Genomic DNA, 23292 nt, shown 5'->3' on the forward strand with positions numbered 1-23292 from the left:
CACCTAGGCTGGCCGGAACCGAGGAGACTTCACCATGTCCGAGACCGTCGACATCCGGCGCGCAGCCGACCGCGCGAAGACCAGGATCAGCTGGCTGGATTCCAAGCACTCGTTCTCGTTCGGGCAGCACTACGAACCCGGCAACACCCACCACGGCCTGCTGCTGGTGAACAACGACGACATCGTCACCCCCGGTTCGGGGTTCGACACCCACCCGCACCGCGACATGGAGATCGTCACCTGGGTGCTGCGCGGGTCGCTGGTGCACCAGGACTCGACCGGCCACTCGGGCGTCATCTACCCCGGGCTGGCGCAGCGGATGTCCGCGGGCCGCGGCATCCTGCACTCCGAGAAGAACGACTCGTGGACCCTGACCGGCGAACAGTCCCACAGCGAACCCGTGCACTTCGTCCAGATGTGGGTGGTGCCGGACGAGTCCGGCATCACACCGGGCTACCAACAGCTCGAGATCGAGGACGAACTGCTCAGCGGCGGGCTGGTGCCGATCGCCTCCGGAATGCCCGAGCACGACGGTGAGTCGGCGATCACCATCCGCAACAAGTACGCCGCACTGCACGGCGCCCGCCTACAGCCCGGTGACAGCGTCGAACTGCCCTCGGCGCCATACCTCCACCTGTTCGTCGCGCGCGGCGACGTCACCCTGGAAGGCGCAGGCCCGCTGCACGAGGGCGACGCCGTGCGTTTCACCGCCTCCGGTGGCCAGCGCGTCACCGCCACCGAGCCGTCGGAGATCCTCGTCTGGGAGATGCATGCGAATCTGGCTGCAGCGTAAGCACATCGGTATCGCGCTGATCGGCGCGACGCTGTCGGCCGGGTGCTCCACATCCCCGCCCGACAACCCGAAGGGCGACGCGCCGGCGACGAACACGTCGCCGGCCGCGCCCGTCGGCAGTACCGAACTGGCGGCCACGACGGTGGAGGTACCCGAGGACCTCGGCGCCGCACCGTTCGACGAACCCCGTCAGGCGCTGGTGCCGCCGGGATGGACGATGTCGGTGTGGGCGCGCATCCCGCAGGCTCGCCTGATGGCCTGGGCCCCCGACGGCGCGCTGCTCGTCTCGGTCCCCAGCACCGGCCAGATCATCAGGCTCGAACCGTCGGGCGCCGGGCCGCGGGACACGCTGCTGCTGGAGGGCCTCAACCAACCGCACGGGATGGCGTTCGCCGGTTCGACGCTCTACGTCGCCGAGAGCGACAGCGTCGACGCCTACGACTACACCGGCGGGCAGGCCGTCAACCGCCGCACCGTCGCCGGCGGGCTGCCCGACGCCAAGAGTCCCGACCTCAAGGGCGCCTACGCCCACGCGTTGAAGAGCGTGGCGGTGGGACCCGATGGTGCGGTGTACTTCTCGATCGGATCCACCGGCAACGTCTCCGCCGAGGACCGGACCGCGACGCCGCCGCGGGCCACCGTCATGCGGGTGCCGCCCGGCGGCGGGCCCGCAGAACCGTTCGCAACCGGCGTGCGCAACGGCACCGGCCTGGCCTTCGCGCCTGACGGCACGCTGTGGACGGCGAACAACGGACGCGACAACGTCGCATTCCCCGACCCCGGGCCGGACTACGGCAAGGTGCTGCCCGATTACGTGTCCGAGCATCCGCGCGAACAGCTGGCGAGACTCACCCCGGGTCGCGAGCTCGGGTGGCCCTACTGCAATCCGGACGGCGGGCCGGCGAATCTGCCGTTCATCCGCGACGTGCAGACCAATCCCGACGGCGCGAACATGAACTGCGCGGCCCTGCCTGCGGTCGAGCAGAGCTTCGGCGCGCACTCGGCGCCGCTCGGCCTCAGCTTCACCGAACGGGCGCTGCCGGACCCGTATTCGGCCGGGGCGCTGGTCGGCATACACGGGTCGTGGAACGCCGAACCGCCGCGCGCGCCAGGGGTGTCGTTCTACCCCTGGCGCGACGGCGGATTGGGTGACCAGCAGACGCTGGTCGGTGGGTTCCAGTCCGAGGACGGGTCACGGTGGGGCCGCCCGGTCTCCGCAGTCGCGGGACCGGACGGCGCCGTTTACATCAGTGATGACTATGCCGACGCGGTCTACCGGTTGGCTCCGCCCGGCCGTTGATCAGCGAACCGTGGTGCCTCGGGTCTTGCGCCCGGTGACCGCCAGGTAAATCGCGATCAGGACGGCAGCCACGATGATGCCGACGATGAACGGGATGACGGCCCAGCCGCCGCCTTCGTTCTGGTAGCCGAACAGGTTGTAGCAGGCCCACGACCCGATGAACGACCCCAGGACGCCGAGCACGATCGTCATGATCACGCCGATGTTCTGCTTGCCGGGCATGACCAGGCGCGCCAGTGCGCCGATGATCAGGCCTCCGATGATCGCGGAGATGATTGTCCAGAACATTTCGCACTCCTTTGTCAGCGACACCGGGTGGCGCCGTCACGGAAGCGGTGTTTCCCGGATGCCTGCCCTCTAATCGCACACCTTCGCGCACGTTTGGCAAAAGACCTGCCGTCGAAGCGACATTCGTGCGTTAGCGCATCGTGATGTAGCTGTTACGCAAGTTGACAGTGTGGTTGCTGTGGTTAGTGTTGTCTGCTGGGTGACCCGCGACGAAAGGGCCGGTGATGACTGCCCCAGCAGCACTGATGCGGCGATGGACGGCGGGTGTCGCCGTGCTCGCGCTCTGTGCTGCGCTGGCGACGGTGGGCGGCCCGATCGCCCGCGCCGAGGACGCCCGCGGAATGCTGCTCGGCGCGATCGCCAACACCAAGGGCGCCTATCTCGTGTACAACTTCGGCGGCCAGTTCGCCGCGCCGTTCCGCAGCGCCGACGGCCGCGAGTACACGATGAACAACGGCGGGCACCTGATGACCATCAAGAACGCCGCAGGTCGCCTCACCCCCCGCCTGCTGGTCGATTCGCACTCCGGATACCAGGCCCGCTGCGAGCGCGATCCCCGTGCGCGTACCGGCGAGGGACTGTGGCAGGCCTCGGAGACCTATCCGCCACTGCAGGCGTGGCAGGCACTGGGCCGGCCGACCATCGCGATCAACGCCAACTTCTTCGACGTGCGCGGCCAGAAGGGCGGGTCGTGGCGGGACACCAACTGCAGTTCCCCGCTCGGCGCCTACGTCGACAACACCCGCGGGCAGGGCCGCGCGAACGCCGCCGTCACCGGCACGCTGGCATACGCGGGCAAGCAGGGACTGTCGGGCGGCAACGAGCACTGGTCGGCGCTCGCGACGATGATCCTGCCCGTCGGCGGCGCCCCCTACGTCGTGATGCCCAAGGGCGACAACGACTACGACGCCGCCACCCCGGAGGTCGCCAAACTCGTCGACGCGGGCACCCGGTTCGTCGCGGTCGCAGGCATCGGCCTGCTCGGGCCCGGCGAGACCGGCCAGCTCAACGACGGCGGACCGAGCGCGGCCCGCACGGCCATCGCCTACAACCGCCAGAGCGATCAGCTGTACGTGTTCCAAGGGGGCAGCTACACACCGGACAACATGCAGGATCTCTTCCGGGGACTCGGCGCCGAGAGTGCCGTGCTACTCGACGGTGGCGGCTCGTCGGCGATCGTCCTGCGCCGCGACACCGGTGGAATGTGGACCGGCGCAGGGGTTCCCCGCGGGAGCTGCGACACCTACGCCGTGCTGTGCGACTCGAAGGAGCGCGCCCTGCCCAGTTGGCTCGCCTTCAACTGACGCCGCCATGTCGTCTGACTCGTTCCTGTCACGCCGCGCCGCACTGCGGCTGGGCGCCGGCGCCGCCTTCGCCTTGGCGCCGCTGCTCGGCGCCGCACCCATGAGAGCCGATCCGGGTACGCCGTCGACGGCTCCCACCGCCACACTGTCGGGGTCGTTCCGCTCCGACGCGCGCGGCGGGATCGAGACGCGGTGGATCATCGCCAGGACCCCGGGGGCGACGGGGCCGGCGCGCACGGTGATCGCATTGCACGGCAAGGACTCCGACGCCGCCGGGGTGATGGCGCTCGGCGTGGAGTCCGCACTCACCGAGGTGGCGCGTGCCGGTGGCCGTCCGCTGGCGGTGGTCAGCGTCGACGGCGGCAACGGATACTGGCACGCACGGGAATCCGGCGGAGACGCCGGAAAGATGGTGCTCGACGAACTACTGCCGATGCTGGCGGAGAAGGGACTCGACACCAGCAGGGTGGCGTTCATCGGATGGTCGATGGGCGGGTACGGAGCGCTGCTGCTCGGCGGGTTGCTGGGTCCGCCACGCACGTCGGCCATCTGCGCGGTCAGCCCGGCGCTCTACACCGGGTGGATCCCGGCGATGATGAACGGGGCGGTCGACGGCCCCGACGATTACGCCAGGTACTCGGTGTTCGGCGCCGAGGCGCTCTCCGCGATACCGGTGCGGGTGGACTGCGGGACCAGCGACCAGTTCTACACGGCCACCAAGAAGTTCACCGCCTCGCTGCGCCGACCGCCGTCGGGCATCGGTTACCCCGGCGGTCACGACGCCGAGGGGTGGCGGCGCCAACTGCCCGCCGAGTTGGCCTGGATCGCCGCACAGCCCTGACGCCCTGACACGCGCGCCGCCGGAGCGGGCAATCCCGGGCGACACGCCGCCGACGTGCGACGATCGGGGCCGAAGTGACTGAAGTGGCGGCGACTACCGGATCCACCACCCGACGCGGCCCCGCCGCGAGCGGTCGGAACACGCTGACACGGAATGACTTCCGGCCCGACATCGAGGGACTGCGGGCGATCGCCGTGCTGGCGGTGGTGCTCTACCACGCCGGGGTTCCGGGTATCGGCGGCGGTTTCATCGGCGTCGACGTGTTCTTCGTCGTGTCGGGATTCCTGATCACCGGCCTACTGTGGCGCGAGGTGGCCGGCACCGGATCGGTGCGGCTTGGCGCCTTCTACGCGGCGCGGGCCCGCCGGCTCCTCCCGGCGGCGGCGTTGGTGCTGACGGCCACCGCGGTGACCGCCGCCGCCATGCTGCCCGCCCTGCAGGCGCGCGCCGTGCTGGGCGACGCGATCGCGAGCGCGCTGTACGTCGGCAACTACCGGTTCGCGATCGAGGGCACCGACTACCTCGCGGCCGACGTGGCGCCGTCACCGCTGCAGCACTACTGGTCACTGGGCGTCGAGGAGCAGTTCTACCTGCTCTGGCCGGCACTGATGATCGCGACGGCGTGGCTGGTCGCCCGCGCGGGATGGGCAGCGGCGCGTTCCGTGCGCCCCTATGTCACCACGCTGACGGCAGTGGCGGCGGCATCGTTCGCGGTGTCGCTGTCCTGGACGCACGAGTGGCCGTCGTGGGCGTTCTTCTCGCTGCCGACCCGGGCGTGGGAGTTGGCCCTCGGCGGGTTGGTGGCGCTGAGCGTCGGCTTCTGGCGGTCGCTGCCTCCGGTGGCCGCGGCCGTCGCCGGGTGGGGCGGCCTGGCGATGATCGTGGTCACCTGCACACAGGTGGGCTCGTCGACGGCGTTCCCCGGCACCGCGGCGCTGCTCCCGGTGCTGGGCACCGTGCTGGTGATCGGCGCCGGCTGCGCGACACCCGATCTGGGAGTGGGCAGGTTCCTCGGCAGGCCGGTGCTACGCGGGATCGGCCGGGTGTCGTACTCGTGGTATCTGTGGCACTGGCCGGTGCTGGTGCTGGCGCCGCCGATGTTCGGGGAGATGCCCGGCCTGGCGGGTCGGCTGGCGCTGGTCGTGATCTCGCTCGGCCTGGCGATTCTCACCCTGCACCTGGTCGAGAACCCCGCCCGCTTCGCGGTGCGGCTGCGGACGTCGGCGTCGCGCAGTCTGCTGGTCGGCGCCGTCGCGACCGGAATGGTGGTGTGTGCGGCACTGGTGCTGCTCTCGGTGCGGCCGGTGCCCAAGGGAACGGGTGCGCCTGCGCGCCAGGTGGTGGTCGAGATGCCCACGTCGTCCACGGCACCGCGGCAACTGTCACCGCGCGAGCAGGTGCAGGCCGCGGTGGTGGCGTCGGCCGATCAGCGTGTGGTGCCGGCCAATCTGTCTCCCCCGCTGGGTGCCATCGCGAAGCCGGAGGCGTTCGTCAACGGCTGCGTGCTCTCGTGGGCGGATGTGCGCCAGCCCCAGTGCGTGTCGGGTGATCCCACCTCGCCGCTGACGGTCGCGCTCGTCGGCGACTCACATGCGGCGATGTGGCATCCCGGTGTCGAAGACATTGCCAGAGAGAGGCATTGGCGCCTCTCGACGATGAGTAAGGTGACGTGCCCGTTGATGGAGTTGCCGATCAGCAGCCCGTATCTGGGCCGCGACTTCACCGAGTGCGTGCAGTGGCGCCGGGAGGCCCTGAATCGGCTGGACCGGGAGAAGCCACGGGTGGTCGTGGTCGACATGTCGCGCCGTTACGGCGCGGACTTCGGCTTCGTCGCCTACGACCCGGTGTGGCTCGACGCGCTGACGCGGTTGGTGACGCGATTGCGGGGCACGGGTGCGCAGGTGCTCGTGCTCGGTCCGGTGCCCGACCCGAACGGGACGGTGCCGACGTGTGTGTCCGGGCACATGAACGACGTCGTGGCCTGCTCCCCCGACCGGCCGAAGGCGTTGAACGACGCGGGGATCGGGGCCGAGGCGGCGGCCGTCGCGGCCGGCGGCGGGTCGTATGCGGCGCTGTCGGACCTGTTCTGCACCGCCGAACGCTGCCCGGTGATCATCGGTGACACGCTGGTGTACCGCGACGACAACCACATCACGTCGGAGTACGCGAAGGTGCTGGGACCGTTGGTCGCCGGGATGGTGGAGCACCTCGCGGGCTGACCGCCCAGCCGGCCGGCCGCGAAATGGTCGAAGCCCCGGAGCCATTTCGGCCCCGGGGCTTCTCGTCTGTGAGGTGCGGTCAGCTCGCCGCCTTGCTGTCCTTGCTGTCGTTGTCGTCTTTGTCGTCGTTCTTGTTCGCATCCTGGTCGGACGTGCCTGCCGTCTGCTTTGCCTTCTTGTCGGCGCCGAGTGCCTTCTTCACACCGGCCTCAACCTTCTTGGCGGTCCTGTCCACGGCGTTGGCCGTGTCCTTGACGGCCTTGCCCGCCGCATTCGCGACGTCACGAAGCGGACGGGGTCGAGTGGTCTTGGGCGATTCCTCGTCGCCGTCGGCATCGGTCACTTCCTCGCGCGCGTTCCCGGTGACCGTCACGCCCTTCTCTTCTTCGACGGCCACCAGCTTCAGGTTCTCGCCAGGCGCAGGCTCGGTGCCCTCCTCCTGCTCCACCGCGATGCCGAACGTCTTCGGCTGCTCGAGGTTCGGGACCTTCGACACGAGGGTGAGGTCACTCTCGTCGGCCTGGGTGCTCTGCGCCGTGGGCAGCTTGTCGAGCGCATCCTGGATCTGCGAGGTGAGGGTGCCTGCGTCGAGGCCGGTGACCCCACTCGTCAGATCGCTCAACCCGAGTAGGCCGAGTACGGCGGCAAGCGCATTCGATGCCGGTGCGTCGGTCTTCACGAGGCCGTCGTCGATAGCCTTCTGAACGCCGTAGACGAAGGACGTCACGACGTCCTCGGGCACCTTGGCCCAGTCCACGTCGGCGGGCAACGTGCCGAACGCGGTGGGGATGTCCGCCTCGTCGAAGCTGCGTTCGTACTCCCAGTACCCGTCCGGGTTCCAGACCCGCTCGACGTCGGTGTAGCCGAGATTGACGAGATTGGTCAGCACCGGATTCAGTGCGGTTCCGACCGGGTTGTTCAAATTCGCACCGGTGAGCAGGTTGATGACGTCGACCGCCAGGTACGTCGGCTCGAGCAGCGGCAGGCTCTGGGCGTCCAGCGTGTAGTACACGTTGAGTTGTAGATTGCCAAACTCCGTGTCATATTTCGATGGGTCTAACTGCGAGTTTCTCGCTTTGCCACTGAGATGTCGTACGGACGTTTGCCATCCAAATGGCGAATCCTTGAACCATACGGTTGGCCAAGAATCGCACGACATCAACCGCTGACATCCGCGTCGAGAGACGTGAGATGCACCGCAACTTCGAGAGTGCTCGTCCAAAATCTCGATCGTCATCTAATGTGGCTTCCGCTGCGCAGGTGACACACAACGCGACATAAGACGCCTAAGTTGTGAGCTGGCCGGTTGCGGTCTTCCGCTTCTTCCTACGTCGCTAACGGGCAGGTGGGGGATTGGCATCTCGCGTGTCACACGGTGTCGAGGCGGTCGCCATTGTTCTGCACAGCCTCGTTCACAAATCCGTTCACAATGTTCGTGCCGTCCGACCTCGACAGAAAGCTCGAAAGACCAGCCGGCTGGACGCTGCGATTTCGTTGTGCCTACCGAGCTAGACGCGCGGGGCGGCCCGTCTGCTTGGTGGCGATCTTCGACTCATTGGCGTCGCTATCGGTATTGCGGTGGGCGGCGAGAAAGTCATCGACGACGTTCGCGCAGTCATTGTGAGTGATGGTGCGAATCCCAGTCATTCGGGCGAAGGCGAGTGGTCCGACGATTTGGCAGAGCGCCAGTTCCCGGTCGAAGTCGTCAAGTTCGGCTTGTGCTCTCGGGCTAGTGAGTATGGCGTCAAATGGTCGACGGTACTGGTCAACGACTCCGGCCCGTAGCGCCCCCGATGTGTGGCGGTCATCAGCTTCGTTATTGGAGCCGGTGGGCCCCAATGAGAGCCACGCGAGTGTCGTGACATGCAGCGGTGCGTCGTTGTAATGGGCGGCTTGGCGGCTGAGCAGTTCGATCAGCTGCTCACGGAGGGGTCCGCTGGTCGGTGCCGGAGTGGTCACTTGTGGAAGTAGGCGTTCGAACGTGGCTGCGAGCAGATGCGACGAACTGTGGAAGTGCCGGTACAGCGTGGTTCGGGCCACTTTGGATGCTTTGGTGACCGCATCAATGGTGACTGCTTCCACCCCACCGGTGCTCAGAAGCGTTGCAGCAGCATCCAGCAGTCGGGTGCGTGACCGGATGCGCCGAGGGTCCACGTCGTCGTCAGGGACTGGCACTGACTGACTGTCGCTCACCCATTCACCTCGGCGGTCGATCTTTCACGCGATGCTGTCACGGCAGTCTAGCAGTGTGGTACTAACGGTAGCGCAGCGAAACCGACCGTATTGGAGCGTGATGGTGCCCGAAGGCGTGTTGCCGCCCGAGCGGCTGCCCTCGCACACCACGACGTGCATGGGTTGCGGCCCGGACAACCCCCACGGACTGCGGTTGGTGGTGCATCGCAGCGGCGACGCGGTGTACACCGATGCGACGTTCGACGAGCGCCATGTCGGAGCACCGGGCCTGGCTCACGGCGGGGCAGTCGCTGCCGCGTGTGATGACGTCCTGGGCTTCACGTTGTGGATCGCCGGCACCCCGGCGGTGACCCGCACCCTCACTGTGGAGTATCTACGGCCGGTGCCGCTGCATCGGCCTCACCGGATTACTGCCCACATCGTCTCTCGTGAAGGACGGGGGTTGCATGTCACGGCGACAGGCACGGGTGAGGGAGGGATCGCCCACTTCACCGCCAATGCAGTGTTCGTCGCAGTCAGCCCTGAGTACTTCGCCGCACACGGCGATGTCAGCGCTTTCGCTCAACTTCTAGAGCACTTCTCGCGCCGGGGCGGCCTCGGCGACGGGCCATGATGACCCTCCCCCAGACACGCAGCCACAGCGCAGCCCGGCCGTCGGGAGACGATCCAGTCGCTGGCGATAAGCGGAGCGCCGTAGCGCCGCGTTCCGGCGCCTCCGCACGGCGCCGGAAAGCGATCCTGGATGCCGCACTATCCGTTGCCGCGTCGGGTGGTTACGAGGCAGTCCACATGCGGGCGGTTGCCGCGCGGGTCGGCATCGCGGTCGGCACGCTCTACCGCTACTACCCGGCGAAAACCCACTTGCTGGTCGCAGGGCTGACACGTGAGTTTCGTCGACTGGACTCAGCCTTCGACTGGGCGAGCGTTGACGGCACACCGCTGGAACGGCTCGAACGCCTAACCGGACATCTCCACGACCGCTGGCAGCGCAATCCCTTGCTGACAGCAGCCATGACACGGGCCTTCGCCATCGCAGACACCAGCGCCGCCGCGGAACTCGACCGTGCCGCCGCCGAGATCCAGGTCCTGCTGGCGCGCACGCTCAAGGGCGGCGAGCCCACCCCCACCAACCTGCACGTCGCGGGGGTCATCTCCGACATCTGGTTGGCCAACCTCGTGACCTTCAGCGGCCACCGCGCGTCAGCTGCCGATACCCGCGATCGTATCGACCGAGCCACCAGGCGTGTCGTAACCAGCGTCTTTAAGATCAGCGCGGAACATTAACGATACTTTTAGTATCGCAGCGCTACTTGCAGTACTCTTTTGAGATACGGCTCAGCGATGCGTCGAAAGAGATTGCCATGTACACCCAGTGGATCGAGAACCTCGCCGTGCAGCGCCTCTCGGTGCGAGACGGCCTGGTTTTGGACTTCGATGACTGCAACGAGATCGTCATCTCCTGCCCCCTGTTGTTGACCCTGCCTGCCGTCGGCACCTACCCCGTCGAGGCGGTGCGGATCGACCCCCTCAGGGTCGCCACTTACGAACGTCCACTGCTAGATCTCGCTGGCGCGGTGTGCAAGCAGGCCTGGTGCAGCGACGATGGAGGGGGCTACACCTGAGCTTCTCGCGCGGGCACCGTATTGATGTGGATCCCCACGCGGAACAGACAGCGTGGGAGCTCTATGGCATGCGTCACGGCTACATGGCGTGCCTGCCTCGGGGCCGGTTACGCGTGGTCCGCCATGACCTTCCTGACAACGATGACGCGAGAATCGTCAACAGCGGCGCGCAACCATAGGCACGGTCGACGGGCCAGACGCTGAAGGCGGATGCGGACGTGGGGACGGGTCGGGCTTCGGCGGCAATGCGTGGATCAGGTTGGACGTGGAAGGGACTGCCCTTGCGACATCGAGGCGGGCGAGCATTCCCGGATGATGCTGTCGAGGTTTTGCTGGACGCGTTCCGCAGCGATGCCAACCGATGGTGAATACAGCATGATGTGGTCGAGGACGCCGTCGTAGCGTCTCAGTTGTTCTCGGACGTGGTGTGCCGTCCCGGCGACGCCCATGGTGTCGATCATCTCCTCCGACACCGCGGCGAACATCGCCGGGAAATCGCGCTGGGCGAATGCTTCCCGGATGGTTCGGCCCTCGCTGGCGAAGCCGTTCACCTCGAGTACCGTCTCGTACGATTTGACCGAGGAGTAAAACGCGATCTGTTGGCCCAGTTCACGTCTGGCGACCTCGGCGTCGTCGTGGATGGAGCACATGACCATGGAGATGACTTCGACGTCATTGGGGTCACGGCCGGTGTGCGCCGCGCCCCTGGCGATGGCGGGACGGACGATCTCCTCGACGTAGGTGGTGGTGAACAGCGGATGTCCGGCCAGCCCGTCGGCCACCCGCCCGGCCGCCTCGCACATTCGGGGGCGGACACCGGCGGTGATGATCGGGATCGGTCGGCTGAGGGGTTGCACGTCGCCGGTCGGAATGAGCTTCATCGTGTAGAAGCGACCCTCGTGATGGACCGGGCCTTCATGCAGGTTCCAGATCCGGCGCAGCAGCGTCACGAGTTCTTCCGTCCGCAACGCGGGGGCGGAGGTGTCGGCCACGCCGTGCCAGTCGCTCATCATCCGTTTGGTGCCGTTGCCGATGCCCAGCACCAGTCGCCCGTTGGAGAGTTCATCGAGGTCGCGCGCCTCGGTGGCCAGCACCAAGGGGCTTCGGCCGACGCCGTAGAGAATCGAGGAACCGATCCGGCAGTTTTGTGTGCTGTTGGCCATCGCGGCCATGGAGATCGATCCGGACCGGGAGTAGAACTCCGAGGCCCATGCCGCGTCGAACCCGGCCGCATCGGCGGCTTGGGCGGTCTGGGCCAGTGACTTCAAATCCGCGCCGAGAACCGACAGGCCATAGGTGCTCATGACTGGTCTCCTGTGCGCGGGCGCAGGCCGTCGAACATTACGGCGCTGAGGGTGCTGGCGACCACCGTCTCGTCGAGGTGGTTCCCCGTCACCAGGTACATGAGTGCGGTGATGGTGACCGCGCCGAACAGCGCAATGGACGTCGATCGTGCATCGGGCTGGGCGACGAGGGATCCGTCGCGGGCTCCTTCGACGAGCAGAGTTTCGACGGGTTGTCGGTAGGCGGTATTGATCATCTCGGCGATGGCCGGCATGCGGGCCGCTCGTCCCAGTTCGCCGATGAGTGCACGGCAAACGGCTGGCCGCTGTGCCATTGCCCGCAGTTGTGCACGGATGACGAGTTCGAGGCGTTCGGCACCGGTGCCGTCGGTGTGCACGATCGTGATCACGGCATCGGAGATGTCCTTGAGGAGGTCTTCGAGCAGGAAGGCAAGGATGTCTTGTTTGCCGGCGAAGTAGTAGTACAGCGTCGCCTCCGGGACGCCGGTCACCGCGGCGACGTCTTCGAATTTCGAGTCGTTGGGCCCCTTTTCGGCGGACAAGTCCGCCGAGGCGGGATGACGGTCAGATATTTGAGATAGAGTATCGTGCATCGGCCTATCCAGTTCACTGAGTTCAGACTCGCAGTCTAAATGCTCGTTTCTCGTCACGGTAGGAGGTCATCATGGTCACACGAATCTCTCACTGACCCGCCAAAGTCCGGGGGAACAAAGCCGTTCAGACATTCCTCATCTGGCGTGCGATACCAACCGTGAGAAATGATGCCTATCTCGGCTCGGCTAGGCGGGCAGTGCTAAGTGCGCTGTTCCTTCTTCGAAAAGACCACCGCCATCAAGGATGACGGTTTCCCATCGCCTCGCGCGAGTCGTCGTTTTCCCCATTGCGTGCCGGAGAGGCCTTGCCCGCGGCATCGGTGAAGTGCGCAAGCGTAACGACCACGAATAACCCGTCCGCGGAGGCCACTAGCTTCTGGGTGGTTTCCTCCTTCAGTTCTGCCCTGACTTCGAGTCTTCGGCCGGTCCGAGACACGAGGTCCGCGCCGACCAAATACGGCTTATGAAGCAGCACCGGCGCAAAGAAATCGGTGTTCAGTTTGCGGGTGACGGCCATCTCACCGACGACGTAGAGCAGCATCCCCACCATGTCGTCGAGAACTGTAATGACCGCGCCGCCATGCGCGATCCCGGGTGCGCCGCGATGTCGGCCATCGAAGACATGCCTGGCAATCACCCCGTTGCCACGCCGACGCGCTCGCAGGCCATGACCGTGTGGATTGTCTTCGCCGCAGCCTAGGCACCACGGGTGGTGCTGCTGGAGATCGTCGCCATCCTCGACAACTGCACGACTCTTGAAATCGTGCCACCACGCCACTGCCGAATCTTCATTCGCTTGCTCGTCGATATGGAACTCCTAACCACCAGAACAATTTACAGTCGTCACCATTGACTCACATTGGTGGCGGCGCCGGCCATGCGCGTAGATGCGAGAGCGCCTATCGTCGACCAAATCGCACTGACCGTGTTTCGGTGTATCGCGATTTCGTCATAGACCCTCACTGCGAAAAGGCGTCGCGCTCGGGGGCGGACTTTTGCATGAGCGGCCCGTACCAGTTATGCAACTCGGTGACGATGTCAGTAAAGGGGAGGTCGTGGTACCAGCCGCGGTCGTTGAGATACTCCATGTGTTTGCTTCCCTCGCCGTCGTGGGCATGAAGAAGCGCATCGCTGTGGCCGTCGAAGTCGATCGGAGGTACACCGAATCGCGCGCAGAGTTCGGCGTTGAACGCCGGCGTCGCCTTCACCCAACGGTCGTTGAGTCGTAGTTCGCTGTATCCGTGGTAAACGAATAAGTCGGTGCCCCCCATCCGGGCACGCAACGTGGGGGTCTGCAGATGATTCCGCACATCTGCGAATCCCAGCCGGGCGGGAATGCCTGCCGCGCGAGCTGCCGCGGTCAGCAGCACCGCCTTCGGTACGCAATACGCTTTCGACGCCGTCGCTACATAGCTCGCCCGATAATGCTCGGGGTCGTCGTCTGTGCTGTAGGGGTCGTACCAAATCCTGTCTCGCACCGCGGCGAAGATCAACCTTGCCTTCTCCGCAGGGGCACGGGCGTCACCCACCGCTTCGTCGGTGAAACGCTGAACATCGTCGTGCTGCCAATCCAGGAATTCCGATGTCTCTAAGAACGTGGAATCACTCGGAATTTCGCTCATACAGTGCCTTTCAGTTGGATTCGATGTCGATCTCAACGGCGCTGACCGATCGACTGGCTTTTTCGAGGGCTTCGACGAGACGCACCTCTGCCTCCGGGATCATGGCGGCGACATCGGCCGTGGCTAGGCTCCTGCTTCGCAGCGGGGCATCGACGTTCGTGGCAGCTGCCGCGAGCGCAGACCACGCCTCGGAAGCGTGTCTAGCCGCCGCAGCAGCGTCGGCAGCGGCCGCGTCATGAAGTTGATCGGCGATGCTCTGGCAACCCTGCGCCTGCAACGTACGAAAGAGTCCACCACCGGTGCCGGCTTTCTCGATGAACGCTCCGAGGCCGAACAGTGCTGCGGCGAGTGCATCGTCGTCGAACAGCGTTGGCCAACGACGCAAGTCAGCGGCGAAGTCATGCACGCCGTTCAACCCCGATGATTCAACGTCAGCCGCCTCGACGCGCAGTAGCGGCGCGCCCGCGGCGTCACCTCGCATGAACGCTGCGCTCGCAGCGAGCGCGGCGCCCGCAATCGGACGAAGGTCGGGCACTTGGTCCGGCCAGTCGACGTGATAGGTGGTGTGTCGGGTTGGCGTAGGGAACCCGACTGACGAACGTGCTCGCCGTAGAGCGTCATAGGGAACCAGTTGGGTCGTGTCGCGGTCATTGTCGACTACGTAGGCCACGCGTTGTTCGTCGTCATATCCGACGATGACGATGTCGTGGCGGCTCATCTGCAGTCGGACGCGCAGATAGGGAAGTTCGCCGATGTCCGCCCACACCATGACCGGCCGGCCCTCGTCGATTTCGTCGGTCACAAATGCCCATCCCTCGTGTGGGTCATCGGTGGATTGCACGACGAAGTTGGCGCCGACGCGGGTGAGGTAATCGCGCTCCAGGTCGCTTCCTCGTCCGACCAGGTACACCTGGGGAAACAATTGTGCAGATCGGACGTACGAGAAGTCTAGGGCTCCGCCGAGGGCGAAGACCAGTCCTTCACTCAATGCCTCGGTGCCCCAACCGAGTTCGGCCCATTCACTGAGGTCACGAAGCGCACCGGAGCCGCAATGCCCTCCCATTCTATGCCGATAGGGAATCTGGACTTTCGCCATAGCCGCCTCCTTGCGCATCTCATTGGCACTTTGAACCTCTGCAGGAGTTCGGATCACCAGGCGGTTGCCCGAGTACCGCAGGCGTGAAACTGGGGTAGCAGGCGCGGAACACTCCAACGCTTTGACGGCGTGCCACCGGTCCGCCGACCAGATCGAGTGTTCACGGTCCTCGACATCACGTGTGGATCGACAGTCGCGGCGCGAAGATCAGTAACCGCGAGAATCCTCGGCCGAACACACTGACCGCGTACGGCTGTGGATACACGATGTTCACCCCGTTAGCTCCGCACTGAGGCGGCACCGCGAGAAAGCCACTCGACGACACCTGTCCGACCGTTGCACCGAGCGTGCAAACTGCAGCTCCTTCCGCCCCCGGATTGTTCTCCTGTATCAGAATCGGATGAGTCCTCTGATGTTGCGGCCTGATCGCATGTCGTCGTAGCCCTCATTGATCTCATCGAGGGTGTACTCACGGGTGATCAGCTCGTCGAGTTTGAGTTGTCCGGAGTTGTAGAGTTCGACGAGCCGCGGGATGTCGTGGGCGGCGTTGGACGAGCCATAGAGGGCACCGCGAATCTGCTTTTCATACAGCGTCAATTCCAGCAGCGAGCCCGACATCGATGTGTCTTCGGGGTGTCCGATCGCGGTAATGACCACACGGCCGCGTTTACCGACCAGTGATAGCGCCTCAGCGGTGTAGGCCCCTTCGGCGACGTCGGTGGTCAAGACGCAGACGTCGGCGAGTTTGCCACGGGTGATGTCGCTGATCAGTGACCAGGCCTCATCGATGGTGGCAACGGCATGCGTCGCGCCGAAACCGCCAGCTTGTTCGCGCTTGAACTCCACTGGGTCGACAGCCACGATGGTCAACGCGCCAGCGATGCGGGCGCCTTGGATCGCATTCATGCCGATGCCGCCGGCGCCGATCACGACCACGGTGTCCCCGGCGCGCACGTCACCGGTGCGTACCGCCGAGCCGTAACCGGTCGTGACACCGCAACCGATCAAGGCCGCCTTGTCCAACGGTGTCCCGTGGTCAACCTTGACCAAGGAGGCCTTCGGCACCACGGTGTATTCCGAGAACGTGCCCAGCAAGCACATCTGGCCGACATCCTCGCCGCGGGCATGGAAGCGGTAGGTGCCGTCGATCTGGGGTCCCATCATGATCGCCGCACCCATGTCGCACAGGTTTCCCATCCCGCGCGCGCAGTAAGAGCAGTGCCCGCAAGACGGCAGGAACGTCAGGATGACCGAATCGCCCTCGTCCAGGTCCTCGACACCTGCACCCACCTCGACCACGGTGCCGGCGCCTTCATGACCACCGACGACGGGCAGCGGAAACGGCAGATCACCGGTCACGAGGTGTTCGTCTGAATGGCACAACCCGCTGGCGGTCAACTGCACCAGCACTTCATCCGCACCGGGCGGATCCAGCTCGATCTCATCAACCTCCCACTTCTCTCCCAAGCCCCAGAGCACGGCAGCGCGTGTTTTCATGTGTGTCCTCCTCAACGTCGGTGCTTCCGTAGCAGTGGATGGTTCACGCCAGCGTCTCGACGGCGAGCTCACCGTCGGCATGCTGGCGGCGCAGCTCCTTCTTGTCGAACTTGCCAGTTGACGTCAACGGAACGTCGGCTACGAACGCCCACCGTTCCGGTAGCCACCACTTGGCCACCCGTGCACGCAGGAACTCGGTCAACTCCGCAGCGGTGGCGGTGCAGTCAGCGGCCAGGACCACCACTGCCAGCGGCCGTTCCTGCCACTTGTCGTCGGGCACTCCAATCACCGTGGCGGTGCGTACTGCAGGGTGAGCGGCCAACTCGTTCTCCAATTCCACCGAGGAGATCCACTCCCCTCCAGACTTGATCACGTCTTTGGCGCGGTCGGTGAGAGTGATGAACGCATCGGCGCTGATTGTCCCGACATCCCCGGTGCACAACCAACCGTCCGGCGACACCGCCGGGCTGTCATGCTCGTAATAGGACTGAGTGATCCACGGGCCGCGGATCTGAATCTCCCCCACCGACAGTCCGTCCCAAGGTTGTTCTGCACCGCTGTCATCAACGATGCGGGCCTGCACACCGGCCACTACCCTGCCTTGGGTTCCCCGCAGGTAAAGGGACCTCTCCGGGGTGTCGGTGTTCCGCGGCAGAGCGACCGCAGCCAGCGGGGAGGTCTCAGTCATCCCCCAGGCCTGCACGATTCGGATGCCCAGTTCGTCATAGGCAGTCATCAACGACCTCGGAACCGCCGAACCACCGCACGCCACCATCTCCAGCGAACTCACGTCGTGGCCGGGATTATCGCGCAGGTAGTGCAAGACATCGGTCCAGATCGTCGGCACAGCACCTGCCATCGTGGGCCGGGCCGCCTCGATCATCTCCACCAAAGGCGCCGCCTGCAGAAAACGGTCAGGCAGCAGAAGCTGCGCCCCCGCCATCATCGCCGCATACGGCAACCCCCAGGCATTAGCGTGGAACATCGGAACGATCGCCAACACCGTGTCGTCATGACCGATGCCCAAGGCGTTCGAGGTGCACGCCGATTGAGAGTGCAGCCACGTCGAACGATGGCTATAGACAACGCCTTTCGGGTGCCCGGTAGTACCGCTCGTGTAGCACATCGCTGCGGCCGACTGCTCGTCGACGTCGGGCCAGTCGAACGTGCTCGGCTGGGCGGCCACCACATCATCGTAGCGAAGGACGTCCTTTCCGCAGCCCTGCACTGCGGTAAGATCACCCGTGCCGGTCACCAGCACCGTGCGCACCGAGGTCATCGACGGCAACGCCGCCGCCAACAGGTTCAGCACCGTACCGTCGACGATGATCACCTGATCTTCGGCATGATTGGCGATCCACGTCAGCTGTTCAGGTGGCAGCCGCAGATTCAACGTATGTAGCACCGCACCCATCGACGGCACCGCTGCGTAACAGTCCAGGTGCTCCTGGTTGCTCCACTGCAGCGTCGCGACACGCTCGTCTCCACAAATGCCTATCTCGCGCAACGCATTCGCCAACCGCGCCGCACGCTGCCCCAGCTCGTGATACGACACCCCAGAGATCTGATGGGGTCCGCGTGCGGTCAACACCTCGCGATCGCCATGGACTGCCGCAGCATGGGCCACGATCGCGGGCACCGTCAACGCAACGTCCTGCATCGTGCTCCTCATCGCGAGCCCGCCCGACAACCCTTGATGAGGCGACGGTCACGCATCGATGAGGTCCTGCCGATTCTGACTCTGCAACATCGAACGGTACTCGGGGAACAAGTTCTTCGCCTGCGGGATCAACTTGATCAACTTCGGCACCGGGCCCTTCGCACGCACCGTTCCCTTGGCCATCGCCATCGTCAGGTTCACCTTCCCCAGCCAGAATTTGTTCCCGGTGTCCGCCGACATGAACAGTTCGACATTGGGCACCGCGGTACTGGCCGCTCCGGTCTCCACCACCTTGTTCGGCATGTCCACCGTCACCACCGCGTCCGGATCGGTGTAGTGCACCCGCAACACCACACCCGAACTTGCGAGCTTGTCCGCCAGTCCCTCCTTCTCCAAGCCCCGTTGAAAGATCCCACCCAAAAAGGCATAGACCTCGTCCTCGTCCTTAAACACCGCCACCGTCAACCTCCACCAACCTCGTTTTCAGAAAACAACATTCGCGAGCATCGACTCCAGACGATGCTGCCTCCGAAGAGAACCGTCAGGCTTGTTGGCGACCCCCGCCAGCTCCTGATGCGCTGCGGTAGTACCGCCAAGGTGGCCAACTGTGTCCGCTAGCCGTCGCCTTTGCCAGCGGAGTTGGATGGCGGTTGGCCTCGACGTCACCGAGACAAGAATCGCATCGCCGTCGCCGTCCCATCGCACCACCGCAACCATGAACATCAGGCCGGGCCGGAGAGCATCAGTTCGGCCCGTTCGATCGGGACTTGCTGCGTGATGACCCGCTTGCTGAAGACGAAGTCGCGGGGTCGGTTGATGCAGTCGGCGGCAATGAGTTCGCCCGCCCGCAGGTAGAAGCAGGTGAAGTCGCGGTCTCGGGTCGGGTCGCCGCTGAGGACGACCTCGTCGTATCCGGTGTTGAGACCGGCGATCTGGAGCTTCACGTCGTATTGATCTGACCAGAACCATGGCAGCGCTGCGACTTTCTTCGACTTACCGCAGATGGTCGCGGCGGCGACTTTGGCCTGCTCGCCTGCGCCTGGCACGGACTCCAGGCGGATGCGACGGCCGTAACGGGCCATGTGGTGGCTGGCGCAGTCCCCGGCAGCCACGATGTCGGGGTCGGTGGTCCGGGCCTGGTCGTCGATCACGACGCCGTTGTCGATGGCCAGGCCCGCGGCGGCAGCGAGATCGGTGTTCGGCTCGACGCCGATGCCGACGATGACGAGGTCGGCGGGGATTGATTCGCCACTGGCCAGGATTACTTCGCGGACCCTGCCGTCTCCGGACATGGCATCGACCAGCGCGTCCGTCTGGATGTCAACGCCCTCCTCGCGGTGGATCCGGTCGAAGAACGCTGATACCTCGGGGGCGGTGACCCGTTCGAGGACCCGCTCGGTGGCCTCGAGAACGGTGACCTCCAGCCCCAGTGCGCGCAATGAGGCGGCTGCCTCCAGTCCGATGTAACCACCACCGACGATCACGGCCCGACGCCCGGGGCTGGTGCACTCTCTGATCATCGCGACGTCCGCCGTAGTGCGTAGGTAACACACCCCGGGCAGGTCGGCTCCCGGGATGGAGAGCCGGCGAGGCCGGGCACCTGTGCACAGCGCGAGCTTGTCGTAGGGCAATGCGTCGCCGGTGGTCAGCGAGAGGTGACCCGCTGAGCGGTCGAGCACCTCCACCGTCGCATCCAGGAGCTGGATTCGCTGCTTGGTGTAAAACTCGGCGTTGCGGATCGCCAACTCGTCGACTGTGCACTTCCCGGCCAGATATGCCTTCGACAGCGGGGGCCGATGGTAGGGCAACGCCGACTCATTGCCGACGAGGACGATCTCGCCGTCCCATCCTTCTTGACGAAGGCTGGCCGCCAGTTGGGCGCCCGCGTGGCTGGCGCCCACGATAACCGCTCGATGCAAAGTCATGCGCCGGCTTTCGGGGTGAGGCGGACCATCAGCTTGCTGATTCCCCTGACGAAGTTGGACTGCACGTACTCGGGCTCACCGACGACTTCGATGTCTTCGAAACGCGGAAGGAGTTCCTCCCAGAGGATTCGCAACTGCATCTCGGCCAGTCGGTTGCCCATACAGCGATGGACGCCGAAACCGAAGGAGATGTGGTTACGGGCGTTGGCTCGGTCGATGATTAGCTCGTCGGGGCGATCGAATACGCGCTCGTCGCGGTTGCCGGAGGCGTACCACATGACTATCTTGTCGCCCTTGCGGATGAACTGGCCGTTCAACAGGGTATCTGCCTTGGCGATCCGGCGCATATAGGCGAGTGGGGTTTGCCACCGGATGATCTCCGAGACCATGTTGGGGATCAGGTTGGGGTTCGCCTTCAGCTTCTGAAACTGGTCAGGGAACTCGTTAAGCGCGAGAACACCACCACTCATGGAATTGCGGGTCGTATCGTTGCCACCCACGATCAGCAACACCAAGTTGCCCAGGAATTCCATCGGGCGGTCGATCAGGTCCTTGGTGCTCTCGTCGCTCTGCAACATGGTGATCAGATCGAAGCCGGGCTGCTCCCCGGCAGCGGTCCGAGCTGCCTTATTCTGCCAATGAGCGCTAAGACCTCGCGCCGTATCGACCATGCCACGAAACACCTCATCGTTGTCCGAGGGGCCACCGTTGGCTTGCTCCATTGAGGTGGCTAGATCGGACCATTCGACGAGCTTGTGCCGCTGCTCGAACGGGAAGTCCAGCAGCGTTGCGAGCATGCGCGCGGTTAGTTCGATCGAGACGTGCTGCACCCAGTTGAACGGTTCGCCGAGCGGGAGATCGTCGAGCACGTCCCTGACGCGCTCCCGGATGAGGCTTTCCATCTCACGAAGGTTTTTCGGAGCCACCACCCCTTGGACAGCGGCCCGCTGCCTGTCGTGCTCTGGCGGATCCATGGCGATGAACATCGCGATATCGAGAAAACGAGGCGGGGTTCCGATGACGATGAACGGCTCGGCGGAGAACACCTCGTGGTTCTTGTCGACGGATACGATGTCGGCATGCCGGGTGACGGACCAGAACGGGCCGAACGCGCTGCGGGGCTGATAGTGCACAGGGGCCTCGTTGCGTAGGCGCTCGTAATACGACTTCCAGCGACCCTGTCGGTAGAGAAAAGGATTGCTGAGGTCGATGTCGGTCAGTTCGACCTCGGCAACCGGCGGGATCGGTCGCTCGGTGAAGATTCTCTCGCCGGTGGTGCCGGTAACCAAGCGGCGGGTCTTGTCGTAAAGGTGGGCGCCCTGAATCACTCGGTCCAACGGAATGGTGGCCCGAGCCTTGGCGGTAACTGCCTCGCGAATACTGGTCACGTCTGCGTGTCCTCTCGTCGTTACATCTGGAACTCTGGCGTGTGGACGATCAAACCGTCCCACGCCTCGGAGACCGGCATCTGGCAGGACAACCGAGAGGTCGGCTGACGCTCGGGGTTCATCGCCAGCATCTCCTCTTCACCGGCGCCGGAGGAGCCGACCTGATCGGACCACTGCGGATCGACCACGACGTGGCAGGTACCGCACGCGGCTTCGCCTCCGCAGTCGCCGTCGATGCCGGGCACTGCATTGTTGGTCGCGACCTGCATCAGCGACTTACCCTCCTCGAGAGGCACCTCGTTCTTGTCGCCGTCGTGGGAGACAAACGTGACAACGGCCATAACCATCTCTCCTCATACGTTGTCCTTGGTGTGAATACTTGTTAACAAGCCTTGTCGAAGATGGCCGCTTCGGCTATGTTCGCCGGGACCAAGAACTTGTGAATTCGGCTCAGAGGGGGCGGTCAATGAACCTCGATGACGCGGGTGTGCCCCCACTAGCGTTCGTTCAAATGCTCGACAGCCAAGCACTCGATCCAGAAGCCGTCGCGCAGCTTCGCAACATCATGGCTCGCGAAGGAACCGACGAGGCGACGCTGATCCGGCGTGACATCCAGGCCCCGCTACGGTGGTTTCGCGAGGTCTATCCCGATCTCGAGATCGGCCGGGCAACCCTGCTGGGCTTCGCGTTCGCTCGACAAGCCCAGGTAACGTCCTTCGGCCCGTTGAGTGTTCCGCTGGTCAGCGCAGGCTCGGTAGCCGAGATCGTGGAGCTGCTCACCTATCTCCCGCTGATCACCACGGCTATCAATGCACAATTCCGTCCAAGTGACCAAGGCCTCACCGTCGAGCTCTTGGGACACACGAGCGATCCGGCCATGGACTGCCTCGCCGTCACATACACCGGGTTGGCGTTGTTGCGACTGCTGAACATGCTCGTCGGTGACGCGCCCACCGTCACACTCCACCTGGGTTGGCCAGTACCCGTTGCCCTGAACGATCTCGACGAGGACGTGGTGCCACCCGGGCGCCTCTTCTTTGACGCCCCGATGTCCTACCTTCACGTTCCCGTCGACACACTTGATGACGTGTGCCGGTTCTCCGATCCCCTCGCGTATCGACTCGTCATCGCCCAATTGAAGCGGGCTCTCGAAGAGCGGCGCGGAGCCACATCCTTCTCGGAGAAGGTGAGACGACTGTTGGAGAAGGATCCCGGACGGCGAAGTAGCCAGTGGGTCGCAGACGAACTCGCGGTGTCCACGAGCACACTCAAACGGCGCCTCTCCGAAGAGGGCACCACCTTTCGCGAATTGCGCGAGTCATGTTTGCGCGAGAGGGCGACGATGCTGTTACTGACACGTTCGGCGAGCCAGGTCGCCACGGAACTCGGGTATGGCGACCTCACCAACTTCTCACATGCCTTCAAGCGATGGACCGGCCGCTCTCCGAGCGCGTACCGGCTCTCAAAACGCTGAGGGTGTCCCAGTGGCCCGGAGATTCCCGGCCATGGGAAGCGTCCCCTCCTGGAATGACGCACCCGGTCCTCAAGAATCAGCCAATATGTCACCGACGGCCGCGGGCTGCTGACCCAACCCGAGTGAGTCAGCAGTGGGAGGCACAACCGCGCCCGACACGGCGACTCATGGGC

The 23292-nt window shown here is 64.9% G+C and carries 22 protein-coding genes and 1 pseudogene; 9 read left to right on the forward strand and 14 right to left on the reverse strand.

All coding sequences use genetic code 11. From position 1 onward, the window contains the following. The first annotated feature begins 34 nt into the window (after nt 1-34). Entirely contained in the window at nt 35-793 is a 759-nt protein-coding gene (locus ACPCHZ_RS03410; RefSeq protein WP_423483446.1) for a pirin family protein, read from the forward strand. Continuing rightward, on the forward strand, nt 771-2093 hold the full coding sequence (locus ACPCHZ_RS03415; RefSeq protein WP_423483447.1) for a PQQ-dependent sugar dehydrogenase: 1323 nt from the start codon (nt 771-773) through the stop codon (nt 2091-2093). Before ACPCHZ_RS03410 ends, ACPCHZ_RS03415 begins: the two co-directional genes overlap by 23 nt. Here ACPCHZ_RS03415 and ACPCHZ_RS03420 read toward each other — a convergent pair whose 3' ends face one another. Continuing rightward, the gene (locus ACPCHZ_RS03420; RefSeq protein WP_423483448.1) at nt 2094-2381 is read right to left on the reverse strand and encodes a GlsB/YeaQ/YmgE family stress response membrane protein; all 288 of its coding nucleotides are present in this window, start codon (nt 2379-2381) and stop codon (nt 2094-2096) included. A gap of 224 nt (nt 2382-2605) precedes the next feature. On the opposite strand from ACPCHZ_RS03420, the gene ACPCHZ_RS03425 reads away from it, so the two are divergent. The 3 genes from ACPCHZ_RS03425 to ACPCHZ_RS03435 all read left to right on the forward strand — a co-directional run bounded on the left by ACPCHZ_RS03425 (nt 2606) and on the right by ACPCHZ_RS03435 (nt 6745). Beyond that, nucleotides 2606-3685 carry a phosphodiester glycosidase family protein gene (locus tag ACPCHZ_RS03425; protein ID WP_423483449.1) on the forward strand — a complete coding sequence of 360 codons (1080 nt, stop codon included), beginning with the start codon at nt 2606-2608 and terminating at the stop codon, nt 3683-3685. A 7-nt stretch (nt 3686-3692) separates the two neighbouring features. Next, on the forward strand, nt 3693-4526 hold the full coding sequence (locus ACPCHZ_RS03430) for an alpha/beta hydrolase-fold protein (RefSeq protein WP_423483450.1): 834 nt from the start codon (nt 3693-3695) through the stop codon (nt 4524-4526). Between the two features lie 83 nt (nt 4527-4609). Beyond that, nucleotides 4610-6745: an acyltransferase family protein gene (locus ACPCHZ_RS03435; protein ID WP_423483451.1), complete on the forward strand. Its 2136-nt coding sequence runs from the start codon at nt 4610-4612 to the stop codon at nt 6743-6745. A gap of 79 nt (nt 6746-6824) precedes the next feature. Here the strand turns inward: ACPCHZ_RS03435 and ACPCHZ_RS03440 are convergent, their stop codons facing one another. Both ACPCHZ_RS03440 and ACPCHZ_RS03445 read right to left on the reverse strand, forming a co-directional pair. Next, nucleotides 6825-7757 (reverse strand): hypothetical protein, encoded by a 933-nt coding sequence (locus tag ACPCHZ_RS03440; RefSeq protein ID WP_423483452.1) that lies wholly within the window; start codon nt 7755-7757, stop codon nt 6825-6827. Between the two features lie 488 nt (nt 7758-8245). After that, nucleotides 8246-8938, reverse strand: coding sequence for a TetR/AcrR family transcriptional regulator (locus ACPCHZ_RS03445; RefSeq protein ID WP_423483453.1), 693 nt, complete (start codon nt 8936-8938; stop codon nt 8246-8248). A gap of 100 nt (nt 8939-9038) precedes the next feature. Between ACPCHZ_RS03445 and ACPCHZ_RS03450 the strand changes: the two genes are divergently transcribed. The 3 genes and pseudogenes from ACPCHZ_RS03450 (at nt 9039) to ACPCHZ_RS03460 (ending at nt 10739) form a co-directional block, all read left to right on the forward strand. Further along, complete coding sequence (locus ACPCHZ_RS03450) at nt 9039-9551, forward strand: PaaI family thioesterase (RefSeq protein ID WP_423483794.1); 513 nt, start codon at nt 9039-9041, stop codon at nt 9549-9551. Next, a complete protein-coding gene (locus ACPCHZ_RS03455) occupies nt 9551-10222 on the forward strand; it encodes a TetR family transcriptional regulator (protein WP_423483795.1) in 672 nt (223 codons plus the stop codon). Before ACPCHZ_RS03450 ends, ACPCHZ_RS03455 begins: the two co-directional genes overlap by 1 nt. 77 nt (nt 10223-10299) lie before the next feature. Next, a pseudogene (locus ACPCHZ_RS03460) lies at nt 10300-10739 on the forward strand (DUF6188 family protein). 75 nt (nt 10740-10814) lie between these two features. Here the strand turns inward: ACPCHZ_RS03460 and ACPCHZ_RS03465 are convergent. From ACPCHZ_RS03465 to ACPCHZ_RS03515, 11 genes are all read right to left on the reverse strand, one after another. Further along, the gene (locus tag ACPCHZ_RS03465) at nt 10815-11864 is read right to left on the reverse strand and encodes an LLM class flavin-dependent oxidoreductase (RefSeq protein WP_423483454.1); all 1050 of its coding nucleotides are present in this window, start codon (nt 11862-11864) and stop codon (nt 10815-10817) included. After that, nucleotides 11861-12457, reverse strand: a complete 597-nt coding sequence (locus ACPCHZ_RS03470; RefSeq protein WP_423483796.1) for a TetR/AcrR family transcriptional regulator — start codon at nt 12455-12457, stop codon at nt 11861-11863. Before ACPCHZ_RS03470 ends, ACPCHZ_RS03465 begins: the two co-directional genes overlap by 4 nt. A gap of 238 nt (nt 12458-12695) precedes the next feature. Then, entirely contained in the window at nt 12696-13235 is a 540-nt protein-coding gene (locus ACPCHZ_RS03475) for a PaaI family thioesterase (protein ID WP_423483455.1), read from the reverse strand. A gap of 181 nt (nt 13236-13416) precedes the next feature. Then, a complete protein-coding gene (locus ACPCHZ_RS03480) occupies nt 13417-14079 on the reverse strand; it encodes a transglutaminase-like domain-containing protein (protein WP_423483456.1) in 663 nt (220 codons plus the stop codon). 10 nt (nt 14080-14089) lie between these two features. Continuing rightward, complete coding sequence (locus ACPCHZ_RS03485) at nt 14090-15175, reverse strand: BtrH N-terminal domain-containing protein (RefSeq protein WP_423483457.1); 1086 nt, start codon at nt 15173-15175, stop codon at nt 14090-14092. A 390-nt stretch (nt 15176-15565) separates the two neighbouring features. Beyond that, the gene (locus ACPCHZ_RS03490; RefSeq protein ID WP_423483458.1) at nt 15566-16672 is read right to left on the reverse strand and encodes an NDMA-dependent alcohol dehydrogenase; all 1107 of its coding nucleotides are present in this window, start codon (nt 16670-16672) and stop codon (nt 15566-15568) included. Between the two features lie 43 nt (nt 16673-16715). Then, nucleotides 16716-18344, reverse strand: a complete 1629-nt coding sequence (locus ACPCHZ_RS03495) for a fatty acid--CoA ligase (protein ID WP_423483459.1) — start codon at nt 18342-18344, stop codon at nt 16716-16718. A gap of 36 nt (nt 18345-18380) precedes the next feature. Further along, the gene (locus ACPCHZ_RS03500; RefSeq protein ID WP_423483460.1) at nt 18381-18791 is read right to left on the reverse strand and encodes an SCP2 sterol-binding domain-containing protein; all 411 of its coding nucleotides are present in this window, start codon (nt 18789-18791) and stop codon (nt 18381-18383) included. 263 nt (nt 18792-19054) lie between these two features. Beyond that, nucleotides 19055-20257, reverse strand: coding sequence for an NAD(P)/FAD-dependent oxidoreductase (locus ACPCHZ_RS03505; protein ID WP_423483461.1), 1203 nt, complete (start codon nt 20255-20257; stop codon nt 19055-19057). Beyond that, nucleotides 20254-21645, reverse strand: coding sequence for a cytochrome P450 (locus tag ACPCHZ_RS03510; RefSeq protein WP_423483462.1), 1392 nt, complete (start codon nt 21643-21645; stop codon nt 20254-20256). The genes ACPCHZ_RS03505 and ACPCHZ_RS03510 overlap by 4 nt, the downstream gene beginning before the upstream one ends. A 20-nt stretch (nt 21646-21665) precedes the next feature. Next, nucleotides 21666-21986 carry a 2Fe-2S iron-sulfur cluster-binding protein gene (locus tag ACPCHZ_RS03515; RefSeq protein ID WP_423483463.1) on the reverse strand — a complete coding sequence of 107 codons (321 nt, stop codon included), beginning with the start codon at nt 21984-21986 and terminating at the stop codon, nt 21666-21668. Between the two features lie 125 nt (nt 21987-22111). On the opposite strand from ACPCHZ_RS03515, the gene ACPCHZ_RS03520 reads away from it, so the two are divergent. Next, nucleotides 22112-23119 carry a helix-turn-helix domain-containing protein gene (locus ACPCHZ_RS03520; RefSeq protein ID WP_423483464.1) on the forward strand — a complete coding sequence of 336 codons (1008 nt, stop codon included), beginning with the start codon at nt 22112-22114 and terminating at the stop codon, nt 23117-23119. The last annotated feature ends 173 nt before the right edge of the window (nt 23120-23292 follow it).

The organism is Mycobacterium sp. NPDC050041 (assembly GCF_049541695.1).
Classification (GTDB): domain Bacteria; phylum Actinomycetota; class Actinomycetes; order Mycobacteriales; family Mycobacteriaceae; genus Mycobacterium.